This is a genomic window from Stenotrophomonas sp. YJH_SMC_57, from assembly GCF_059369755.1.
In genome coordinates this window covers 222,981-245,246 of the sequence record NZ_JCAFSZ010000002.1, presented here as the reverse complement: position 1 = coordinate 245,246, position 22,266 = coordinate 222,981, and the positions used below count along the sequence as shown (strand labels likewise).

Genomic DNA, 22,266 nt, shown 5'->3' with positions numbered 1-22,266 from the left:
AGAACTGATGTGAGCGTTTCCCGTACCGCTTCCGTGCTGGCCTGGCTGCCGCTGGTCTCACGCATCCTCGCCGCGCTGTTCGGTGGCTATGCCTTGGCTGCCCTGTGCAGCATCGCCGCGCTGGCGCTGCCCATCGATGGCCGCCAGGCCGTGTTCACCGGCATGCTTGCCAGCTTCCTGCTGTATGCCGGCGCCGTGGCCTGGGTATTCGCAGTGCGCTCGGCATGGCGTGCGTGGCTGGGCCTGGTCATCGCCGCGTTGCCGCTGTGGTTGATCGCACAAACGGTTGGCGACGGAGGCGGGGCATGAGCCAGGTCGATCGCTCCCCGAAGCCACGCGGTATCCGCCAGACCATGTCCGACCTGCATATCTGGGTGGGGCTGCTGGCCGGCTGGATCCTGTACGCGATGTTCCTCACCGGCACCGCCAGCTACTTCCGCGACGAGCTCTCGCGCTACACCCGCCCGGAGATCGCCACACCGTCTACGTTGCCGGACGCGGCTGCGGTCGCGCAGCGTACCGTCACCGCGATCATGGCCGACACGCCTGCAGCCAGCCAGATCAACCTCAGCCTGCCCAGCCAGCGCATGCCATGGGTGTCGGCGATGTGGGCCAGCCCGGGCGGACGCGGCCGCCACGGTTTCGACTCGGGCCTGTTCGATGCCAGCACCGGTGCACCGCTGCAGGCCCGCGATACGGGTGGCGGCGACTTCTTCTACGCCTTCCACTTCAACCTGCACTACATGCCGGCCATGTGGGGCCGCTGGATCGTTGGCCTGTGTGCGATGTTCATGCTGGTGGCCATCGTCAGCGGCGTGATCACCCACAAGAAGATCTTCGCCGACTTCTTCACCTTTCGCTGGGGCAAGGGCCAGCGCTCGTGGCTGGACGGTCACGCCGCGGTCTCGGTGCTCGGGCTGCCCTTCCATTTCATGATCACCTGGAGCGGGCTGGTGATGCTGGCGGTGCTGTACATGCCGTGGGGCCTGGCCAAACTGCCGGACAAACGCCAGCAGGCCGAAGTGATCAGCGAGATGCGCCTGTTCCTGCCGCCGCAGAAGGCAGCAGGCCACCCTGCTCCGCTCACCCACGTCGGTGCGCTGGTGCAACAGGCCGAGCAGCGCTGGGGCACTGGCGCTGCAGGCAGCGTGCAGGTGCAGAATCCCGGCGACGAGAACGCACGCGTGGCCGTGGTGCGCGCGCAGTCCAGCCGTGTTTCCACCACCCCGAACTACCTGCTGTTCGACGGCAGCGATGGGCAGCTGCTGCAGATCAAGGAACACTCAGGCGTCGCCGCCGATACCCAGGGCGTGCTGTATGGCCTGCACCTGGGCCGCTTCGCCGATGCCGCCCTGCGCTGGCTGTACTTCATCGTCAGCCTGGCCGGCACCGCCATGGTCGGCACCGGGCTGGTCCTGTGGACGGTCAAGCGACGCGCGCAGCTGCCCGATCCGCAACGGCCCTACTTCGGTTTCCGCCTGGTCGAGCGGCTCAACATCGCCACCGTCGCCGGCCTGTCGGTGGCGATGGCCGCCTACCTGTGGGCCAACCGCCTGCTGCCCGTCACCATGGACAGTCGCGCGGCCTGGGAGGTGCATCTGTTCTTCCTGGCCTGGGCGGCCATGTTCGTGCACGCCACGCTGCGTACACCGAAGCGCGCGTGGATCGAACAGTTCCTGCTGGCGGCACTGCTGCTGGCGCTGTTGCCAGTACTGACTGCGATGACCACCTCGCACCCACTGTGGCACGCGCTGGCGATGGGCGATTGGGCGTTTGCCGGGACCGACCTGACCCTGCTGGCATTGGCCGCCCTGCACTCATTGCTGGCTTGGCGCACCTGGCGGCATGCGCCAAAGGCGAAGCGCGCACGGCCGTCTGCAGCGTCACGCAATGCGGTACCGGAGGCCGGCGCATGATCCACCTCATTCTATTCGTGTTGTCAGTGGCGGCGTTCGCCTGCCTTGCACTGTCAATGGAACGCCATCAGCGGGACGTGGTGCGCCGCGTGCTGAGCGCGCAAGCGACCCAGCAGCTGCGGGCCATGGGGTGGGCGCTGCTGGTGTTCAGCACCGTATTCGCGATGCGCGGGCTGGGGGTGGGATCTGGTCTGGCCGCACTATCCGGCCACACCAGCGTGGCCGTCGGCGTAGTGGTGTTGGCGATGGTGGCGCATGCACGACGGTATCGGTAGATGCCCACCAGACTAGTTTGGAATTGCTTCGGTAGGTGCCCACCTTGGTGGGCACGAATGCCCGGACGCTACAGGAATGCAGCCATGCGCTGCAGCTCGTCGTCCAGCGCACCTCGAAACACCTTGTCGCGGGCCAGCGACCTGCCGGCATAGCCCACGCTGGATGCCAACTCGCCGTCGCGCACGCTGAGATTGGCCCAGCCCACCACCTGGTCGTGCCACAGCACCGGCAGTGCGTAATAGCCGTACTGTCGCTTCGGCGCAGGCGTATACGCCTCGAACTTGTAGACCCACTGCCACAGCAGCTCGAAGCGGCGGCGGTCCCAGACCACCGGGTCGAACGGCGCCAGCAGGCGCACCTGTTCGTCCGGCGCATGGCGGCGCGAGCGCGGGTTCTCATCCGCCGGCCAGTACCAGGTGGTGCCTTCCAGCGTGCAACTGGCCAGGTGTTGCCTGGCCAGCGCCAATGCCTTGCGGGTCTGCTCGGCCAGATGCGGTGCGCCGTATCCCAACAGGCGCACAAGGTAGGTCAGGCTGGCCGAGGGCAACGGCGCGTACTTGCGCACCACCAGGTCGATCAGGGCGGCGGCGCGTTCGATCTTCGCCTGTTCGCTGGCATCGGCTTCGCTGTGGTCTGCCACCGCATAGATGCGCGTGCCGCTGTCACGCCGCTGCACGCGCAGCAGGCCGCGGTAGTGCATGCCATCCAGCAGATGGGTGCTGGCATTGCTGGTGCCGCCCCAGTAGTTGGTCACCCGGCCGTGCGCGAAGGCCTGATCGACCTCACGCGGGTGCACGCTGCCACGCTCGCGCACGAAGGCCAGCACGTCCGCCGCGCGGCGCTGGGTTTCGGCGTCCCACGCGCGTTTGGACACCCGCGGATGCATCAGCGCCAGATGCTCGCGCGGCAGGAAGCCGTAGTTCACCAGGCAATCCTCCTCCACCGGCAGGCGCGCATAGCGCCGCTCCAGATCCCCTGCGCGATAGTCCTTCACCCGATGGCGAAGGGTCAGATCCTGCGCGCGTGCCGGCGCACGGATGGGGTCGGCCTGCACGAAGCCCAGGCGGCGGATCGCGCTCAGCAGCGTGGTGGGTCTGAACAGCGTGCGCGCCACCGCGTAGCGGCGCAGATCATCGAGGGTGGGTGTGGCAGGCATGGTCGCATTGTAGATCCCCGCCATGCGTGGATGGGGCTGTGGCGAACCGTGCAACGGCATCCATGCATGGCGTGGATCTAGCGAAGCTGCAGCACCTCCAGCGAACCGATTACCAGCGCACGCATGCCCTGCCTGAACTCGGTGATCACCTGCCCCTCTTCGTCATCGGCAATCGCGTAGATCGTGTCTGCACCGGCAATGCAGTAGAACGCAATCGTGGCCAGCAGCCAGCGCGCCTTGTCCAGCGGCAGGCCGAACACTTCGGCCACATGCGCCTGGTGCGAGGCGATCTTGTCCAGCATCGGCGCGGTCGCCACCGCGCGGCGCAGCAGGTACGGCGGCAGCCCGGGGTGGGCCTTCACCACCGCGCACAGCGATGCCACGAAGCCCATCAGATAGGCCTCCAGCCCACCCGGCGCGTCGGCCGAGGCGCGCGGGATCTGCCAGCGCTGGAACACGGTATCGGCCACCAGCCGCTTCAGCGCCTCCAGGTTGGCCACACGCTTGTAGAGCGCAGCCTGGGTCACCGCCAGTTCGGCAGCCACGTTGGCCATGGTCAGGTTCGGCAGGCCCAGCTTGATGCCGATATCGGCCAGACGATCGGGGGTGATGGTGGGCGGGCGGCCACGGGCCGGCGCCGGGATCTCGGGTTGCATGTTCATACCGTAGTGAGCGTGCCAGCAAATGGACCCTCTTGTCCGCACCCTGCAATTTAGTTTAATTTACTCAACTAATTCGGAATGCGTCTGGTTCGCAACCACGACGCACGCCGGAATCGAGCCCGTCGCTCACTTCCCGCCAGGTTCCCACCCAGCCGACAACCCTGCGCTGCGCCCTCTCCCCGTGCTTGCCGATGGCAGCGCGCCAGGCGCGTTCGCACCTGCGATTCACAGGAATCTGGCATGACCGTGCAGTTCGTTCGCTCTTCGATCCTTCGTCCGGCCGCGGGTGGTTACCGCGCGCCGATGCATCCGCCGGGCGGTGCCCGGCGCTACCGGGCGTCGGCCCTGGCGCTGGGCCTGCTGGCCTCGTTCGCCGCGCTGGCCGACTCGGCGCCGTCCACCCTGCCCTCGGTGCAGGTGCAGGAACAGCGCCGGGTGACCGGCGACTATGCCGGCGGCCAGGTGGCCTCCGGCAACCGCGTCGGCCTGCTCGGCGACAAGGACTTCATGGACACGCCGTTCAGCACCGTCAGCTATACCGAGGCCTTCATCCGCGACCGCCAGGCCAGGGACCTGACCGACGTCATCGCTGCGACCGACCCCACGGTGTTCAGCAACGGCGTGACCGGTTCGTGGAGCGAGAACTATTCGATACGCGGCTTTGCCTCCAGCACCAGCGACACCACCTTCAACGGGCTCAGCGGCATGGCGCCGTACTACCGCACCTCGCCGGAGATGTTCGAGCGCATCGAGGTGCTGAAGGGCCCGTCCGCACTGCTCAACGGCATGCCGCCGGGCGGCTCGGTTGGCGGCAGCGTCAACCTGGTGCCCAAGCGCGCGGGCGAGCAACCACTGTTGCGGGTCAGCGCCAACTTCGCTTCCGATGCGCAGTTCGGCACGCACGTGGACCTCGGCCGCCGGCTGGGCGCCGACAAACAGTTCGGCATCCGCTTCAACGGTGCTTACCGTGATGGCGATGGCGCCGTGGGCAAGCAGAGCAAGAAGGTGCAGCTGGGCGCGCTGGCACTGGACTGGCGCGGCGAGCGCGCGCGCATCTCCGCCGATCTGTACAGCGCCGACGACCGCGTCGACGGCCCGGCCCGTGGTGTTGGCCTGGCACCCGGCGTGGCCATTCCGCGGCCGCCGCGCGGCGATACCCTGATCAACCCGGACTGGGCCTACGTCGACAGCCGCGACAAGGGCGCGATGCTGCGCGGCGAACTGGACATCAACGACAACCTGATGGCCTACCTGGCCTACGGCACCAGCAAGACCGACTACCGCTACAACGGTTCGATCAGCGCGCAGGTGCTGAACCCGGCCGGCGACTTCACCACGGTGATCGGCCAGCTCGCGTTCGACATCAAGAAGCAGTCCGGTGATGCCGGCCTGCGTGGCCGCTTCCACACCGGCAGCGTCGGCCACCAGTGGGCTGCCAACGTGACCCACTACCAGCACACACAGAACGACTACGGCCGCCGCAGCGTGCCCGGCTGGGACTGGACCACCAACCTGTACCACCCGGTGTGGGGCCCGGCGGCGCCGTTCGTGGCACCGCACATCTCGCACACCGAGCTGAAGCTGGACAGCATCGGCTTCGCCGATACGCTGTCCTTCGCCGGTGACCGCGTGCAGCTGACCGTGGGCGTGCGCCGCCAGCAGGTGCTGAGCGAAACCTTCAGCGTGGCCACCGGCGCGCGCACCTCGCGCTACGACGAGAGTGCCACCACCCCGGCCTTCGCCCTGCTGGTGAAGGCCACCGACAAGGTCTCGGTCTACACCAACTACATCGAGGGCCTCAGCCAGGGTGCCACCGCGCCGATGACCGCCGCCAATGCCGGCGATGTGTTCGCCCCGTTCCGCACCAAGCAGAAAGAGCTGGGCCTGAAGCTGGACCTGGGCCGCTTCGCGCACACCTTCGCCGTGTACGAGATCAGGCGACCGAGCAGCTACACCGACCCGGTCACGAACATCTTCTCGTTCGGTGGCGAGCAGCGGAACCGGGGCGTGGAATGGGGCTTCTTCGGCGCACCGCTGGATGGCCTGCGCCTGATGGGTGGCGTGGCCTACGTGCAGCCCAAGTTGACCCGCACCGCAGGCGGCGTCAATGAAGGCCGCATCGCTACGGCGGTAGCACAGCGCCAGGCCAAGCTGGGCGTGGAATGGGATGTGCCGGCGTTGGAGGGCTTGACCCTGACCGGCAACGCCACGGCGATGTCGAAGCAGTACATCAGTGCCGACAACCGCCTGTCGGTTCCCGGACGTACCTTGTTCGACGTGGGTGCGCGCTACAGCACCACGCTGGCCGGCCGCCCGCTGGCGTTGCGGGCCAGCGTGAACAACGTGACCAACAAGGCGTATTGGGGCATGCCGTTGTTGTCGAGCCTGGCGCTGGGCGCGCCGCGGACCGTGTTGCTATCGGCGACGATGGATTTCTGAAAGGCATCCACGCATGGCGTGGATCTACCGTGGAGCCGAGCCATGCTCGGCTCCGATTCGTGACTGGCCACCGGCATCAATACGCCATGCCCTCACCGCTGCATCTTACAAGGATGCGTCCAGATCGCGGCGATAGTCCTCCAGGCGGGCGCTGAGAGCCAGCTGTAGTGCATCCAACGCCCCATCGCTGGCGCTCGCACCTTGGCGCAACACACTCTCGATCTCGCCGCACTGCTCGGCCAGCGCCTGCTCGCCCATCATCTGCAATGCCCCCTTGAATCCGTGCACACGCTCCAGAATCGCTGCAGTGTCCCCGTTGGCGCGTGCATCGAGGATGGCCTGAAGATCCTGGTCGCCAGTATCAACAAAAATCCGGCGGATGCCTGCGGGAATGTCGCGAGGCACCGGCACCGCAGCGGGCCCCGCCCCCCTCTGCTGGCCGTGTACGTGGTCCGCTGGAGCGTTGGTGCGGGCCAGGGCAACCTCAAGCCGGTCCAGGTTGAAAGGCTTCAGCAACAGATCATCGATGCCGGCAGCAAGGCAGCGCTCGCGTTCACTGGCCAGCGCCGTGGCGGTGATCGCCAGGATCGGCAGCGACTGGCCGCGCTGACGCAGGTCACGGGCCAGGGCATAGCCATCCATCACCGGCATGTTGATGTCGGTCAGCACCGCACGGTAGTGACCGTCCTTCCACAGTTCCAACGCCTCCGCACCATTGCCGGCAGCGTCCACGGCGAAACCGATCTCCTCCAGCTGCTGCTGGATCAGCTCGCGGTTCACCGCGTTGTCCTCCACCAGCAGTACGCGCCCGCGGGCGGCCGTTGCTCGTACAGTCTTCACCACCGCCACGTGGCCCCCCGCTCTTTCGCCGGGTGCCAGTGCCTCAAGCACGGCCTCGCTGACGTAGCTGCTGACTTCGATGCGGTCGCCGCGGGCTTCCGCGCTGAGCGGGCCCTGTGCATGGGCATGCACGGTGCGCGCGTAGCCCTGCATCAGCTGCTGCTCTTCGTCGATGCTCCATGCGCGGTGGTCGCCCACGATCAGCAGCGCATCGCCGCCCTCGTCGTCGTTCTGCGGGCGGTCGAGCACGGTGGCGGTCGCCCCCCATGCCACCAGCAGGCGCTCCATCTCGGCGCGCCATTCGGGCGTGCTTGACAACACGGTCACCCGCCGGCCAAGCAGCGGCTGCGTGGGCGGTGGCTGCAGCGCCTGCACCTGCATTGGCAGCAGCAGGGTGAAGCTGCTGCCAACCCCTTCGGTGCTTTCCACCGACACCTGCCCGCCCATCGCCTGGGCGATCTGCTGGCACAGCGCCAGGCCAAGCCCGCTGCCACCGTAACGGCGCGAAACGCTGGCGTCAGCCTGCTGGAACGGCTGGAACAGCTGCGCGGTCTGTTCCGGGCTCATGCCGATGCCGGAGTCGATGACCAGCACGCGCAGTTGAGCACCCTGCCCCGCCGAGTGGTGCAGCTCTGCCCGCAGCAGGATGCGCCCGGACTCGGTGAACTTGACCGCATTCCCCACCAGGTTGGTGAGAATCTGGCGGATGCGATGGGCATCGCCCACGCACAGCTGGTCGGCCGCCGCGTCCACGGTGAAGTACAGGCGAACGCCCTTGCGCAGCGCGTCGGGCGCGAACAGCAGCGCCACGCCTTCGATCAGCGGGCGCAGCGCGAACGGCACACGCTCCACATCCAACTGGCCCGCCTCGATCTTGGAGAAGTCCAGCACGTCAGTGATGATGTGCATCAGAGCATCAGCCGAGAAGCGGATGCGGTCCAACCGCTCGCGTTGGCCCGGCTGCAGCGGCGAACGGGCCAGCAGTTCCAGATGGCCCAGCACGCCATTGAGCGGCGTGCGGATCTCATGGCTCATGGTGGCCACGAAAGCGGACTTGGCCCGGTTGGCCGACTCGGCTGACTGGCGTGCGGCTTCGGAATCCTCGCGTGCGCGGCGCAGGTTGTCCTCCAGTTCGACCTGGGCGGTGACATCCCGCAGTGCGCAGACCCACACCGGCTGTTCGTCATATGTCGCCTGCGCCATGCTGATCTGAAGCTGGGTGGCGGTGCCCGATTCGGCGGGAGACCACTGCAGTTCCAGTACTTCATCGATGCGCGCATTGCGGCCCACTTCGGCAAGGCGCAGGTACAGTGGCGGCGACGCGACTTCGCCGGCCGTGCGTACGGTCTCAACCAATTGACGTGCAGCGTCGTTCTGCAACAGCGGCTCACCGCTGTCCCTGGCCAGCAGGACCAGTCCGACCGGTGCCGTCCCGATGATGACCCGGCTCAGCGCCTCACTCTCGTACACCCGCGATGCATCGGCCAGCGCCGGGGTGAACACACGCCGGTCGATGCGCCGCAGCAGCCACCACAGCAGACTGATGATCAGCAGCGCACTGAGCGCACGGGCCAGCAGGTAGGCGCCCTGGCTGCGCCAGATATCGGACCAGCCGTACACATGGCTCAGGGTCCACTCGACGCCTGGCAGCCCGCTGGCCAGTACGAACGACCCCTGGCTGTACCGGCGCGGCGGCTGCCCCCCTGCGCGCGCCGTGTCGCTTGGCGCGAGCCTCATCAACAGATCCTGCTCCCGGTTGGACAGGCCGCCGGTACTAAGCACCACCTGCCGCTCTGCCGTGCTGACCAGGTAGCGACCCTGCTCGCGCGCTTCCAGCTGAGCCTTGATGTTGCCGGCAGATTCAAACACCACGCGCCGAAAGTACGGAGTGGTGCCTTCAGCCAGGGTGACCATGCCGATCAGCGACGGCTGACCGGTGAACGGATTGATGCCATAGCGCGACATCAGGCGCCCCTCGCGCGTGGCTTCACGGATGGGCCCGGGACGTACGGTTGCCTGGCGGAACCGCGCTTCCTCACCCAGCAGCCGCGCAAAGGCCTGCTGGCGGGTCGTCACCCCCAGTGCGCGCAGCAACTGGGATTCATCGCCGATGTTGGACACCGCCAGCAGCCGTCCCTGCGGCTCGTAGGCATAGACCAGCAATGGCCCGGGAGCATTCTGTGAAGTGATCGAATCGGCGGTGTAGGCCGAATAGATGTCCACCATGCCCAGGTACGCGGCCAGTTCCTGTTCCGGCAGCGGCTTGTCCTTCAGCCCCAGCACCAGCCAGGGCACCGCAGTACGTCCTTCGGCGCGAACCAGCACTTCCTCGCCCTGCGCGTGGAAGCGGGCGGCCAGTGCGGCACCGGAAGCGGCCAGTCCGGCCCGCTGGTCACGCCACAGCACATCATTACCGTTGATGGAGGTGGCATAGGCGCGATCACGCTGCAGCAGGTAGTATTCGGCGGCGGCACGCGCCTCGTTGAAGGAATGCCTCTCCCGCGCGTGGAACTCCTCGACATCGGCGATGGCACTGACCAGGGCGGTCAGCACTACCAGTGCGGAGATCAGCGCGCCGCCTCCGTACAGCAATCGGCGGCGCAGCTGGCGCAGGTCGTCCAGGCGCGCAGCCGCCGCCTGCCTGGCGGGGCCATGCACTACGTCTGAGCCCGCCATGACCGTGATCCCCAGGTGAGTGGCCTACAATTTATCCTATCGGCCCACCCGGCGCCTGCAAGGCAGGCTGGGGCCAACGCCAGCTGCCACGGCGGGAGGTATGCTTGCAGGCCCTGCTTGTGAGACACCCGTCATGCGTACCCTGTACCCGGCCATCGAGCCCTACCGCGAGTTCACCCTTGCGGTGAGCGATCTGCACACCCTGCACATCGAGGAGTGCGGCACGCCGGACGGAATACCGGTGGTGTACCTGCATGGCGGGCCGGGCGCCGGCATTTCGCCGACCCATCGCCGCTTCTTCGATCCGGCGCGCTACCGCATCGTGCTGATCGACCAGCGTGGCAGCGGGCGCTCCACGCCGTTCGGCGAGCTGCGCGACAACACCACGCAGGCGCTGGTGGCCGACATCGAGAAGGTGCGTGAGCATCTGGGCATCGAACGCTGGCTGGTCTACGGCGGCTCCTGGGGCTCGACGCTGTCGCTGGCCTATGCGCAGGCGCATCCCGCGCGTGCGACCGGCCTGATCGTGCGCGGCGTGTTCCTTGGCCGCGAGATCGAAAACCGCTGGTTCGCGGAGGCCCAGGGCGGTGCGCGCTGGATCTTCCCCGAACGCTGGGACCGCTACGAGGCCTATATTCCGGAGGGCGAGCGCGCCGACATGATCTCCGCCTACTGGGCGCGCCTGGACAGCGCCGATGAAGCAACACGCATCGAAGCGGCACAGGCGTGGCTGGGCTGGGAAGACAACGCCGCCACCCTGCAGCACGATGTGGATGCCGTATCCACCGATGATCCGCTGGACACGCTGGCGAAGGCGCGCATCGAGGCGCACTACTTCCGTAACGGCATCTTCCTTGAAGCCAACCAGCTGCTGCGCGATATCGACCGCATCCGCCACCTGCCCGGCGTGATCGTACAGGGCCGCTACGACATCATCTGCCCTCCGCGCAGTGCCTGGGATCTGGCCAAGGCATGGCCGGAAGCGCGGCTGGAAATGGTGACCTCGGGCCACAGTGCGAACGAGCCAGCCACGGTCGACGCGCTGGTGCGGGCCACCGATGCGTTTGCCGACCAGTACGGCCAGCGCAGCTGAGCCACAGCCTCAGCACATCACCGTGAACCCCACCGTGGTCAGCCCATTGCGGCTGGCCACGAACACGTCGCCACCGTGCAGCATGGCGATGGCCTTGACGATGGACAGCCCAAGGCCGTGATGGCGTTCGCCCCGGTACTCACGGGCCTGGTCTACGCGGTAGAAGCGCTCGAACAGCAACGGCAGGTGCTCGGCGGCGATGCCGGTGCCCTCGTTCATCACCGCGATGCGCGCGCCCTCGCCTTCCGCCTGCAGCAGCACGCGCACCTCGCTTCCCGGCCGCGCATGCTGCACGGCGTTGTGCAGCAGGTTGGTCAATGCCCGCCGGAACAGCGAGGGATCGATGCGGGCGGTGGCGTCGCCCTCGATGTGCAGGGTCAACCCGGCATCCTCGAACAACAGCTCGAGGAAATCGCCTGCGGCCGCCACTTCCTCGGCCAGCGCAACCTGACGGGTCTCCATGGCGATGTCACCCTGCCCGGCCCGCGACAGGAACAGCATGTCGTTGACGATGGCACGCAGCCGCTCCAGTTCTTCCAGGTTGGACTGCATCACCTCCTGCAGCTCAGCGTTGTCGCGCGGCCGCGACAGCGCCACCTGGGTCTGGCCCATCAGGTTGGCCAGCGGCGTACGCAGTTCGTGGGCGACGTCGGCGTTGAAGCCGTCCAGGCGGGTGTAGGCTGCTTCCAGCCGGTCCAGTGCGCCATTGAACGCGCCGGTCAGGTGGCCCAGTTCCGCAGGCAGGCCATCGGCCGCGAGGCGTTGCGACAGCCGTTGTGGACTGAGCGAGCGCGCCTCGTTCGAAAGCGCGCGCAGCGGTGCCAGCCCCAGGCGCGCGATCCAGTAGCCAAGCCCGGCCACCAGCAGCACGCCCAGCGCGCCGGCGATCCACAGCGCCCAGGCAAAGCGCTGCAATGCGTGGGTGTAGGGCTCCGAATCGATGCCGATCCACAGATCCACGGCCGGCCGCACCCCCTTGCCGGGCACGTGCTCGTACAGGGTGCGCAATGGATGCCCGCCTGCCCGCTGCAGCGTCCCCATCCCCGCATCGCCCTTGGCCGGTGGCCGCACCGAAGGACGCTCCGCCCCGATGCGGAAGGTCGGATCGTCACTCCAGGCCCAGACCAGCGTGTCGCGGTCGCCGGAGATCAGGTTGCCGACCTTGTCGCGCACCTTGCTCCAGCGTTCGCGGGTATCGCACATCGCCACGCTGCCGCTGACCGCGTGCAGCTTGGTCTGCAGCTCGGCATGCTGGTAGCGCACCACCTGCCGCTCCAGCACGCCGTACACGCCGATGCCCAGCAGGGTGAACACCAGCAGCGCAGCCAGCGCGAACATCGCCGACAGGCGCTGCGCAATCGACATCCTCATCGACCGTCGTCCTCGTCGTCGCGCACTTCCAGCACGTAGCCCATGCCGCGCACGGTGTGCAGCAGCTTGCTCGGGTACGGGCCATCGAGCTTGCTGCGCAGCCGCTTGATCGCCACTTCCACCACGTTGGTATTGCTGTCGAAATTGATGTCCCAGACCTGGGCCGCGATCACCGTCTTGGACAGGATTTGGCCGCGTCGCTGCGCCAGCAACGCCAGAAGCGCGAATTCCTTGCCGGTCAGGTCCAATCGCCCGCCGTCACGATAGGCACGCCGTGCCAGCAGGTTCACCTGCAGGTCGCCCACCTGCAGTTCGGTCGGCTCCTGCTGGCGCCCGCGCCGCACCAGCGCCTGCAGGCGCGCCAGCAGTTCGATGAACGAGAACGGCTTGACCAGATAGTCGTCGGCGCCCTGCCCCAGCCCATGCACGCGATCATCCACGCGGTCACGCGCGGTCAGCATGATCACCGGGGTCTGCTTGCTGCGACGCAGTTCGCGCAGCACGTTGAAGCCATCCATGCCCGGCAGCATCACGTCCAGCACGATCACGTCGTAGTCGAATTCGCGGGCCAGGTGCAGGCCGGTCACGCCGTCGGCGGCCAGGTCCACCGCCCAGCCCTGCTCGCCCAGGCCGGTGCGCAGGTAGTGGGCGGTCTTGCTCTCATCCTCGACGATCAGCAGTTTCATCCGGGCTCCGTCAGCGCGGCACCGGCCGCTGCCCTGCGCTCACGTCGGCGCTGCAGGAACAGCCGGTCCAGGGCCAGGTAGATCACTGGGGTACTGTACAGGGTCAGCACCTGGCTGATCAGCAGGCCACCCACCACCGCCACGCCCAGTGGCTGGCGCAGCTCCGAGCCGGTACCGAAGCCGATCATCAGCGGGATGGCGCCGAGCAGTGCCGCCAGCGTGGTCATCATGATCGGGCGGAAACGGGTCAGGCAGGCCTCGTGGATCGCTTGCAGCGGGGTCAAGCCACGATTGCGCTGCGCATCGAGGGCGAAGTCGACCATCAGGATGCCGTTCTTCTTGACGATGCCGATCAGCAACACGATGCCGATCAGCGCCATGATCGAGAAGTCCAGGCCCCACAGCCACAGCATCAGCACCGCACCGATACCGGCCGAAGGCAGGGTGGACAGGATGGTGAGCGGATGCACGAAGCTCTCGTAGAGCACGCCGAGGATGATGTAGACCGCCAGCAATGCGGCCAGGATCAGCATCGGCTGGCTGGCCAGCGACTCCTGGAACGCTTGTGCGGTGCCCTGGAATCGGCCGCTGATGCTGCCAGGCATGCCGATCTGCGCCTGTGCCTGCCCGACCAGGGTGACCGCCTCGCCCAGCGAGACCCCCGGCGCCAGGTTGAACGACAGGTTCACCGCCGGCAGCATGCCATTGTGGCTGATCGACAGCGGACCGGTGCCCGGCGGCTGCACCTGCGCCATCGCTGACAACGGCACCATCTGCCCGGTCAGCGGAGAGCGCAGGTGGAAGTAGGACAGCGCATCGACCTGGCCGAGCAGGCCCGGTGCGATCTCCAGGATCACCCGGTACTGGTTGGTGTCGGTCTGGAACTCGTTGATCTGGCGCTGGCCGAAGGCGTCGTAGAGCACCTGGTCGATATCGTTGGCGGTCAAGCCGAAGCGCGCTGCGGCGGTGCGGTCGATCTGCAGCCGGGTGACACTGGCGCCCACCTGCTGGTCGTTGGACACGTCGCGCAGCTGCGGCAGGCCGCGCAGGCGCGTGGTCAGCTGTTCGGCCCAGCGCGACAGTTCGCGGCTGTCCTGCCCGCGCAGGGCGTACTGGTACTGGGTGCGCGACGGCCCGGCACCGAGGTTGATGTCCTGCGCGGCACGCATGTACACGGTGATGCCGGGCACGCTGGCCATCTTCGCGCGCAGGCGGTCGATGAAGGCGTGCACGTCCACGTCGCGGTCGCCACGGTCCTTGAGGATGAACCAGAAGCGTCCGTTGGACAGGGTCTGGCTGCCACCGGTCGCGCCCACCGCATGGTTGTAGGCCAGCAGCGCCGGGTCTTCGGCGGCGATCTTGGCCAGCTGCTGGTGCTTGGCCGCCATGTCCTCGAAGCCGATGTCCTGCGCCGCTTCGGTGGTGGCAATGACGAACGCGGTGTCCTGCAGCGGGAAGAAGCCCTTGGGAATCATCACGTACGACGCCACGGCCACCGCCACGGTGGTGCCGAAGCCGAGCAGTATCAGCCGCGGATGGCCCAGCGCCCATTGCAGGCTGCGGTCGTAGCCGGCCAGCAGGCGCCCGGCCAGTGTGTCCTGGCTGTCCCGGTGCGCCGGCATGCGCTTCATCAGGTGCGCGGCCATCATCGGTGCCAGTGTCAGCGAGGCCACGATGGAGATCAGGATAGCCACGGTGATGGTCAGCGCGAACTCGGCGAACAGGCGCCCGACCACCCCGCCCATGAACAGCAGCGGGATGAACGCTGCGATCAATGACAGGCTGATCGAGACCACGGTGAAACCAATCTCCTCGGCTCCTTTCAGGGCGGCCTCGATCGGTCCCAATCCGGCCTCCCGATGACGATGGATGTTCTCCACCACCACGATGGCATCGTCCACCACGAAGCCGACCGCCACCACCAGTGCCACCAGGGTGAGGTTGTTGAGGCTGAAGCCGGCCACATACATGGCGGCGAAGGTGGCCACCAGCGCCACCACCAGCACCGCGCCGACGATGAGCGTGGCCGACAGCTGGCGCAGGAACAGGCCCATCACCAGCACCACCAGCACGATGGTCAGCACCAGGGTCACTTCCACTTCGTGCAGCGAGGCGCGGATGGTGCGCGTGCGGTCGTTGAGCACGTCCACATCGACGCTGGCCGGCAGGTTCGCACGCAGCTCCGGCAGTGCGGCCAGCACTGCGTCAGTGGTGCGCACGATGTTGGCGCCCGGCTGCCGGCTGATGATCAGGCCCACGCCCGGCTGCCCGTTCGGCCATGCCTGCACGTAGGCGTTCTCGGCACCGTCGACCACCTGCGCGACGTCGCCCAGGGTCACCGGCGAGCCCGCGCGGTAGGCCACCACCAGCTGCCGGTAGTCCTGCGCATCGAACAACTGGTCGTTGGCTTCAAAGGTGGATGTACGCTGCTCGCCCATCAGCGCACCCTTGGCCTGGTTGAGGCTGGCGTTCTGGGCCACCCCGCGCAGGTCGGACAGGGTCATGCCCATCGCCGCCAGCCGCTCCGGCTGGGCCTGGATGCGGATGGCCGGGCGCTGCTGGCCGACGATGTTGACCTCGGACACGCCACTGATCTGGCTGATCGAGCGCGCCAGCCGGCTTTCGGCCAGATCGCTCAGCTCGGTCATCGACATCTGCGCCGACACCACGCTGAGCACCAGTATCGGGCTGTCGGCCGGATTGACCTTGCGCCAGGTCGGCAGGTTCGGCAGGTCGCTGGGCAGGCGCCCGGCGGCGGCATTGATCGCCGCCTGCACTTCCTGTGCGGCGGTATCGATGTCCTTCTCCAGATCGAACTGCAGCGTGATCGAGGTGCTGCCCAGCGCACTGGTGGAGGTCATCTCGATGATGCCTGGCACGCCGGTCAGCTGCGTTTCCAGCGGCGTGGCAACCGCCGACGCCATGGTGTCGGCACTGGCCCCGGGCAGACTGGCATTGACCCGGATGGTCGGGAATTCGGCCTCCGGCAGCGGCGCCACCGGCAGCCGTGGCAGTGCAGCCACGCCGAGCAGCACCACCGCCAGGGTGAGCAGCGTGGTCGCCACCGGGTGCCTGACAAACCAGCTGGACAGCGAGACACGCGCACTCATGGGGCGGCCCCGCCCTTGGCAGCCGGTACGCCCGGTGCGGCGGCTTCAGCGACAATCACACCCGGGCGCAGGCGCGACTGGCCATCGCGCACGATCACATCGCCCACGCGCAGTTCGCCCTGCACCGCCACCTGCCCGTTCTCGGCCTCGCCGACGCTGACCGGCAGGACTTCCACGCTGCCGTCGCCGAGCACGCGATAGACGAAGCTGCCGTCCACGCCGCGCTGGATGGCTGCCGCAGGCACCACCAGGGCGCCGGTGCTCTGGCCGGTGCGCACACGCACGCTGACCAGCTGGCCGGGCCACAACCGGTCACCGGCATTGCCGAAACGGGCACGCAGGCGCACGGTGCCGGAGGTTTCCTCCACCTGGTTGTCGATCACCTGCAGGCGGCCTTCGGCCAGCAGCTGGCCGCCGTCGCGGTCGAGCGCCTGTACCGCCACTTCACCAGAGGCCAATGCCTGCCGCAGCTGCGGCAACGCATCCTGTGGCAGCGCGAACACCACCGAGATCGGGTCGGTCTGCTGCACGGTGACCAGTCCCTGCATGTCGGTGGCCCGCACCAGATTGCCTGGATCGACCTGGCGCAGGCCGATGCGGCCGTCCATCGGCGCCAGGATGCGGGTGTACGACAGCTGCACCTGTGCGGCGTCCACCGCCGCCTGGTTGCCGTGCCCGGTCGCCTGCAGCTGTTGTACCGTCGCGGCCTGTTGTTCAAGCATCTGCCGGGAGACCAGCTGGTCGCTGGACAGGTGCTGCAGGCGGGCCAGGTCCGAGCGTGCGGCATCCAGCGTGGCGCGGTCACGCACCACTGCGGCCTGCGCGCCGCCAAGATCGGCGCGGATCGCGCGATCATCGATGCGCGCCAGCAGCTGTCCCTTGCGCACCTTCTGGCCTTCCTCGAACAGCACCTCGGTAAGCACGCCATCGACCTGGGGCCGCAGCACCGCGCTCTGCAGCGACTGCACCGTGCCTACGCCGCTGCGCCAGTGCGCCACGTCGCGCTGCTCGACGCGGCCGGTGACCACCGGCACCGGTGGCGGGGTGCTGGCCGGCTGCGCGTCACCCCGCGACACGCCATGGAACAGCATCACCAACGACAGCACCACCAGCAACAGCGCACCCAGTGCAAGGTGGCGGCGACGCATTCGCGCGGACAGGAAGGGAATTTGCATGCGGGGAGTCCATACCGGTGCCGGCGCGGGGGCTGCGCGGGCCTGATGCCATCCTTACCGGTGGCCTCCGGCGCCTGCCTGTCGCCCGCCTGACAATTCCGTCAGCTGCGCGTCGCTCGAGCGTCGCGTGAACGATGGCCCACCCACCTGCGCGATCAACGGCCTTCTTCGCGCCTCCCTTACGGAGCGGTGCCGATGATCCGGCCATGGGCGCCACGCTGGCGATCCCACACCCTCAGGAGTACGCCATGACCGGTTTCCGCTTCCTCCCCGCTGCCCTCGTGATTGCCACCGCCCTGCTGCTGGGTGCCTGCTCCAAGCCACAGGAAGCCAGCAAGGCCACTGCGGCCGAGGACGTCACCGAAGTGAAGCTGCTGCCCGCCTATGAATCCCTCGACAAGGACAAGGACGGCATCGTCACCCTGGCCGAAGTGGATGCGGTCGCACCGGACTGGGCCGAGCGCCTGCACACCTGCGATACCGACCGCGACCAGAAACTGAGCCGCGGCGAATACGACGTCTGCAAGCAGACCGCGCCTGCGGCCGCGCATTGATTCCCGGCGCCGGCGCGCCTGTGCGCGCGCCTGGCCGTGTTGGCCGTGCACGCTCTCCCGCCCGTGGCTATACCAAGGTATAGCCGGGCTAACCCACGAGCCTCTAGGACTGCCCCATTCAGGGGCGGACAATAGCGCCACTGGCCAGGGCAAGCCTGGCCGGCACCCTCCCCTCATGGAGACGCAGATGGACCCCGACCCTGCCGGGCGCGACGCGCCCCGGATGCCTGCCTGTTGCCTGTTCCTGGCGCCTGCCCGCCGGTCCCTGCCTGCCTGAGTGACGGGGGATCGCCAGGTGCCGCCTGCCTGGAGATCGCCCCCATGTCCTACAAGATCCTCTACATCACTCTGCGCCGCCTGATCGGTGAGCGCGATGTTGCCGCCCTGCGCAGCCAGCTGCTGCAGCACGGCCCGGTCATGTTCGCCCGTTCGTTGTCGCTCGGCTCGCCACGCGTGGTGGCCGACGCGCTGTCGCTGCTGCCGATCAGCGAGCGCATCAACGTGCTGCGCCACCTGCCCTACCCCCTGCGCGATGCGATGAAGCCGCTGTGCATCGGCGGCAGCCAGCGCCTGCACATGCAGCCGTGGTCGCCGGCAGTGCTGGCGATGCGCCACGCCTGACCAGTTCCATCCGTTCCGTTCGTGTTCCGGCCCCGGCCGGCTCTGACATTCGAGGAGAGTCCCATGAGCCTGCTCAACGCCTGGTTCAACGCCTTCCTGCGCAGCCGTCGCGCAGGCAACCTGTTCCGCCGCCGTGCGATGCCCGAGGCCGGCTTCGGCCCGGGCAGCGCCGAAGCGGCGCCGTTCGCGCTCACCACCGGCCTGGTCACCCTGGCCCAGCAGCCGGAAGCCGAGCTGCTGGCCACGCTGGATTCGCATGCCGATGGCCTCAGCCCGCACGAAGCCGGCGAGCGACTGGCCACGCTCGGCCCCAACGAGGTCGATCACGAAAAGCCACTGCCGTGGTGGCGCCACCTGTGGCAGTGCTACCGCAATCCGTTCAACCTGCTGCTGACCGTGCTGGCGGCGGTGTCGTGGCTGACCGAGGACCTCAAGGCGACGATCGTGATCGGCGCGATGGTGCTGCTGTCCACGCTGATCCGCTTCGTGCAGGAGGGCCGTTCCAACCGTGCGGCCGAACGCCTGAAGGCCCTGGTCGGCAACACCGCGCGGGTGCTGCGCCGCAATCCGGGGACCGAGGCCGCCGACGTGGCCGACCAGTATTTCGGTGCACACCTGCACAGCCGCCGCCCGGCGCGCCTGCTGGACCTGCCGATCCGTGAGCTGGTGCCCGGCGACCACATCGTGCTGTCGGCCGGCGACATGATTCCGGCGGACTGCCGCGTGCTGACCGCCAAGGATCTGTTCGTGGCGCAGGCGGCGATGACCGGTGAATCGCTGCCGGTGGAGAAGTTCGCGTACCCGGGCGATGGCCTGGCCGGCCTTCTGGAGCAGCACAACCTGCTGTTCATGGGCACCAACGTGGTGTCCGGCACCGCCACCGCCATCGTACTGGCCACCGGCAACCGCACCTACTTCGGCACCCTGGCCCAGCGCAGCACCGCCACCGACCGTGCGCCCACCGCATTCCAGGCCGGCGTCAACAGCGTCAGCTGGCTGCTGATCCGCTTCGCGCTGGTGATGGTGCCGTTCGTGCTGCTGATCAACGGCTGGACCAAGGGCGACTGGACCGAGGCGTTCCTGTTCGCACTGTCGGTGGCAGTGGGGCTGACCCCGGAAATGCTGCCGATGATCGTCACCTCCACCCTGGCCAAGGGTGCGGTGCTGCTGTCGCGGCGCAAGGTGATCGTCAAGCGCCTGGACGCGATCCAGAACTTCGGCGCGATGGAAGTGCTGTGCACCGACAAGACCGGCACCCTCACCCAGGACAAGATCGCGCTGGAACGCCACACCGACGTGTTCGGTCACGATTCGGAGGACGTGCTGGCCTTCGCCTACCTCAACAGCCACTTCCAGACCGGGCTGATCAACCTGCTCGACCGCGCGGTGCTCGAGCACGTGGAGCTGCAGAGCTCGCTGCGGCTGTCGCAGGATTACCACAAGGTGGACGAAATCCCGTTCGACTTCGAGCGGCGCCGCATGTCGGTGGTGGTGTCCGAGCGCGAGGATCATCACGAGCTGATCTGCAAGGGCGCAGTGGAAGAGATGCTGGCGGTATGCAGCACCGTGCGCGAGAACGGCCACGACATGCCGTTGGACGAGCGCCGCCTGGCACGCGTGCGGCAGACCACCGAGGAACTGAACGAACAGGGCCTGCGCGTGGTGGCGGTGGCAATGAAGGAAACCGCAGCCAGCCAGACCGCGTACTCGCAGGCCGATGAGTGCGACCTGACCCTGGTCGGCTACGTGGCCTTCCTCGACCCGCCGAAGGAGTCCGCCGCGCAGGCACTGCAGGCGCTGGCCGCGCATGGCGTGGAGGTGAAGGTATTCACCGGCGACAACGAACTGGTCACCGCCCGCGTCTGCGCCCAGGTCGGGCTGGACGCGGACACGATCCTGACCGGCCCGCAGATCGAGCGCATGGATGACAGCGCGCTGTCGCGGGCCCTGCACCACCATCGCGTGTTCGCCCGGCTGACGCCGCTGCACAAGGAGCGCCTGGTACGCGAGCTGCGCGCACAGGGCAAGGTGGTCGGCTTCCTCGGCGACGGCATCAACGATGCGCCCGCGCTGCGTGCCGCCGACATCGGCATCAGCGTGGACAGCGCGGTGGACATCGCCAAGGAGGCTGCCGACATCATCCTGCTGGAAAAGAACCTGATGGTGCTGGAGGAAGGCGTCATCGAGGGCCGGCGCACCTTCAACAACATGCTCAAGTACATCCGCATGACCGCCAGTTCCAACTTCGGCAACGTGTTTTCGGTGCTGGTGGCGTCGGCCTTCCTGCCGTTCCTGCCGATGCTGCCGCTGCAGCTGCTGGTGCAGAACCTGCTGTACGACATCTCGCAGATCGCCATTCCGTTCGACAACGTGGACGAGGAACTGGTACGCAAGCCGCTGAAGTGGAACCCGGCGGACATCGGCCGCTTCATGGTGTTCTTCGGGCCGATCAGCTCGATCTTCGACCTGACCTGCTTCGCCCTGATGTGGTACGTGTTCGACGCGCGCACCGTGGCCGACCAGAGCCTGTTCCAGTCTGGCTGGTTCGTGGTCGGCCTGCTGACCCAGACCCTGATCGTGCACATGATCCGTACGCCGAAGGTGCCGTTCCTGCAGAGCATCGCTGCACCGCCGCTGCTGCTGATGACCGGCCTGATCATGGCCATCGGCGTGGCCCTGCCGATGAGTCCGCTGGCCGGCTACTTCAAGCTGCAGGCCCTGCCGGCCGGCTACTGGCCGTTCCTGGTGGCGATCCTGTTCGGCTATGCGGTGCTGACCACCGCGCTGAAGAAGTTCTACATCCGTCGCTACGGCTGGCAGTAAGCACCGGTCGTCTTGTCCAGGGAGAAACGGATGCTCGACATCAACCCGAACCTGCCGGCGTTCAACGCCGGCGCCACCCTGAGCTCGCTGATCAGCCTGACGGTGGCCTTCGTGCTGGGAACGGCCATCGGCCTGGAACGGCAACTGCGCCAGCGCAACGCCGGGCTGCGTACCAACACGCTGGTGGCGGTAGGCGCGGCGGTGTTCGTCGACCTGGCCGTGCGCTTCCATGACCTGTACGGCGGGCCGCCGTCGCCGCTGCATGTGGTGGCCTATGTGATTTCCGGCGTCGGCTTCCTCGGTGCCGGCGCGATCATGAAGGACGGCGCGCAGGTATCCGGCCTGAACACCGCCGCCACCCTGTGGGGCTCGGCGGCGGTGGGCGCGTGCGCCGGCATCAAGCTGCTGCCGGAAGCAGTGATGGCCGCGTTCTTCGTGCTGGCCGCCAATACGCTGTTGCGGCCAGTGGTGAACCGCATCCAGCGGCAGCCGCTGCCGGAAGCCTTCAGCGAGGCGACCTATGCAATCAACGTGGTCTGCCAGCGCGAGCAGCAGGCCGACGTGCTCGACCAGCTGTTGCTGCTGCTGGAGCAGGCGCAGTACCCGGTACGCGCGGTGGACCAGCGGCCGTTTGGCGAGCGCGATGTGGAGATCGAAGCAGTGCTGTATGCCACTACGGTCGATGCCGGTGAACTGGATGCCGTGCTGGCAACGCTGGCGACCACGCCTGGCGTACTGCAAGGGTTCTGGAACGCCAGCCTGGAGGAGTAGTGCCGGCCGCTGGCCGTCAACCTCATGGACGCTGGCAACACCGTGCACCGCCCTGGTGGGTGCCGACCTTGGTCGGCACAGACCTGTCAGAGGCCAT

General features: G+C 67.6%; 16 protein-coding genes. 9 read left to right on the top strand and 7 right to left on the bottom strand.

The window, feature by feature from the left end; genetic code table 11:
• Window positions 1-9 precede the first annotated feature (9 nt).
• The 3 genes from AC5P7U_RS03140 to AC5P7U_RS03130 are packed head-to-tail and all read left to right on the top strand — an operon-like array spanning window position 10 to window position 2,191.
• Entirely contained in the window at window positions 10-309 is a 300-nt protein-coding gene (locus AC5P7U_RS03140; RefSeq protein WP_006447396.1) for a DUF3649 domain-containing protein, read from the top strand.
• The gene (locus tag AC5P7U_RS03135; protein WP_008264883.1) at window positions 306-1,916 is read left to right on the top strand and encodes a PepSY-associated TM helix domain-containing protein; all 1,611 of its coding nucleotides are present in this window, start codon (window positions 306-308) and stop codon (window positions 1,914-1,916) included. The genes AC5P7U_RS03140 and AC5P7U_RS03135 overlap by 4 nt, the downstream gene beginning before the upstream one ends.
• Window positions 1,913-2,191: a DUF3325 family protein gene (locus tag AC5P7U_RS03130; protein WP_197563162.1), complete on the top strand. Its 279-nt coding sequence runs from the start codon at window positions 1,913-1,915 to the stop codon at window positions 2,189-2,191. The genes AC5P7U_RS03135 and AC5P7U_RS03130 overlap by 4 nt, the downstream gene beginning before the upstream one ends.
• 68 nt (window positions 2,192-2,259) lie before the next feature.
• Here the strand turns inward: AC5P7U_RS03130 and AC5P7U_RS03125 are convergent, their stop codons facing one another.
• A complete protein-coding gene (locus tag AC5P7U_RS03125) occupies window positions 2,260-3,348 on the bottom strand; it encodes a DNA glycosylase AlkZ-like family protein (RefSeq protein WP_197563164.1) in 1,089 nt (362 codons plus the stop codon).
• Between the two features lie 77 nt (window positions 3,349-3,425).
• On the bottom strand, window positions 3,426-4,010 hold the full coding sequence (locus tag AC5P7U_RS03120) for a TetR/AcrR family transcriptional regulator (RefSeq protein WP_197563166.1): 585 nt from the start codon (window positions 4,008-4,010) through the stop codon (window positions 3,426-3,428).
• A 303-nt stretch (window positions 4,011-4,313) separates the two neighbouring features.
• Between AC5P7U_RS03120 and AC5P7U_RS03115 the strand changes: the two genes are divergently transcribed.
• Window positions 4,314-6,449, top strand: a complete 2,136-nt coding sequence (locus AC5P7U_RS03115) for a TonB-dependent receptor (RefSeq protein WP_495220806.1) — start codon at window positions 4,314-4,316, stop codon at window positions 6,447-6,449.
• 105 nt (window positions 6,450-6,554) lie between these two features.
• Here the strand turns inward: AC5P7U_RS03115 and AC5P7U_RS03110 are convergent, their stop codons facing one another.
• Window positions 6,555-9,965 carry an ATP-binding protein gene (locus AC5P7U_RS03110; protein WP_495220782.1) on the bottom strand — a complete coding sequence of 1,137 codons (3,411 nt, stop codon included), beginning with the start codon at window positions 9,963-9,965 and terminating at the stop codon, window positions 6,555-6,557.
• A 133-nt stretch (window positions 9,966-10,098) separates the two neighbouring features.
• On the opposite strand from AC5P7U_RS03110, the gene pip reads away from it, so the two are divergent.
• Complete coding sequence (gene pip, locus AC5P7U_RS03105; RefSeq protein ID WP_495220781.1) at window positions 10,099-11,058, top strand: prolyl aminopeptidase; 960 nt, start codon at window positions 10,099-10,101, stop codon at window positions 11,056-11,058.
• A 9-nt stretch (window positions 11,059-11,067) separates the two neighbouring features.
• On the opposite strand, the gene AC5P7U_RS03100 is transcribed toward pip, so the two are convergent.
• Genes AC5P7U_RS03100 through AC5P7U_RS03085 form a run of 4 tightly spaced genes read right to left on the bottom strand, consistent with a single transcriptional unit; the run spans window position 11,068 to window position 17,400 of the window.
• Entirely contained in the window at window positions 11,068-12,429 is a 1,362-nt protein-coding gene (locus AC5P7U_RS03100) for a heavy metal sensor histidine kinase (RefSeq protein ID WP_495220780.1), read from the bottom strand.
• The gene (locus tag AC5P7U_RS03095) at window positions 12,426-13,115 is read right to left on the bottom strand and encodes a heavy metal response regulator transcription factor (RefSeq protein ID WP_006447644.1); all 690 of its coding nucleotides are present in this window, start codon (window positions 13,113-13,115) and stop codon (window positions 12,426-12,428) included. Before AC5P7U_RS03095 ends, AC5P7U_RS03100 begins: the two co-directional genes overlap by 4 nt.
• A complete protein-coding gene (locus AC5P7U_RS03090; RefSeq protein ID WP_414555201.1) occupies window positions 13,112-16,225 on the bottom strand; it encodes a multidrug efflux RND transporter permease subunit in 3,114 nt (1,037 codons plus the stop codon). The genes AC5P7U_RS03095 and AC5P7U_RS03090 overlap by 4 nt, the downstream gene beginning before the upstream one ends.
• Window positions 16,222-17,400, bottom strand: a complete 1,179-nt coding sequence (locus AC5P7U_RS03085; RefSeq protein WP_414555200.1) for an efflux RND transporter periplasmic adaptor subunit — start codon at window positions 17,398-17,400, stop codon at window positions 16,222-16,224. The genes AC5P7U_RS03090 and AC5P7U_RS03085 overlap by 4 nt, the downstream gene beginning before the upstream one ends.
• A gap of 248 nt (window positions 17,401-17,648) precedes the next feature.
• Between AC5P7U_RS03085 and AC5P7U_RS03080 the strand changes: the two genes are divergently transcribed.
• The 4 genes from AC5P7U_RS03080 (at window position 17,649) to AC5P7U_RS03065 (ending at window position 22,169) form a co-directional block, all read left to right on the top strand.
• Window positions 17,649-17,954 (top strand): EF-hand domain-containing protein, encoded by a 306-nt coding sequence (locus AC5P7U_RS03080; protein WP_495220779.1) that lies wholly within the window; start codon window positions 17,649-17,651, stop codon window positions 17,952-17,954.
• Window positions 17,955-18,275: 321 nt separating this feature from the next.
• Window positions 18,276-18,575, top strand: a complete 300-nt coding sequence (locus AC5P7U_RS03075; RefSeq protein ID WP_006447714.1) for a hypothetical protein — start codon at window positions 18,276-18,278, stop codon at window positions 18,573-18,575.
• 63 nt (window positions 18,576-18,638) lie between these two features.
• Entirely contained in the window at window positions 18,639-21,398 is a 2,760-nt protein-coding gene (gene mgtA / locus AC5P7U_RS03070; protein WP_197563178.1) for a magnesium-translocating P-type ATPase, read from the top strand.
• Between the two features lie 30 nt (window positions 21,399-21,428).
• On the top strand, window positions 21,429-22,169 hold the full coding sequence (locus AC5P7U_RS03065; RefSeq protein WP_197563180.1) for an MgtC/SapB family protein: 741 nt from the start codon (window positions 21,429-21,431) through the stop codon (window positions 22,167-22,169).
• Window positions 22,170-22,266: the final 97 nt, after the last annotated feature.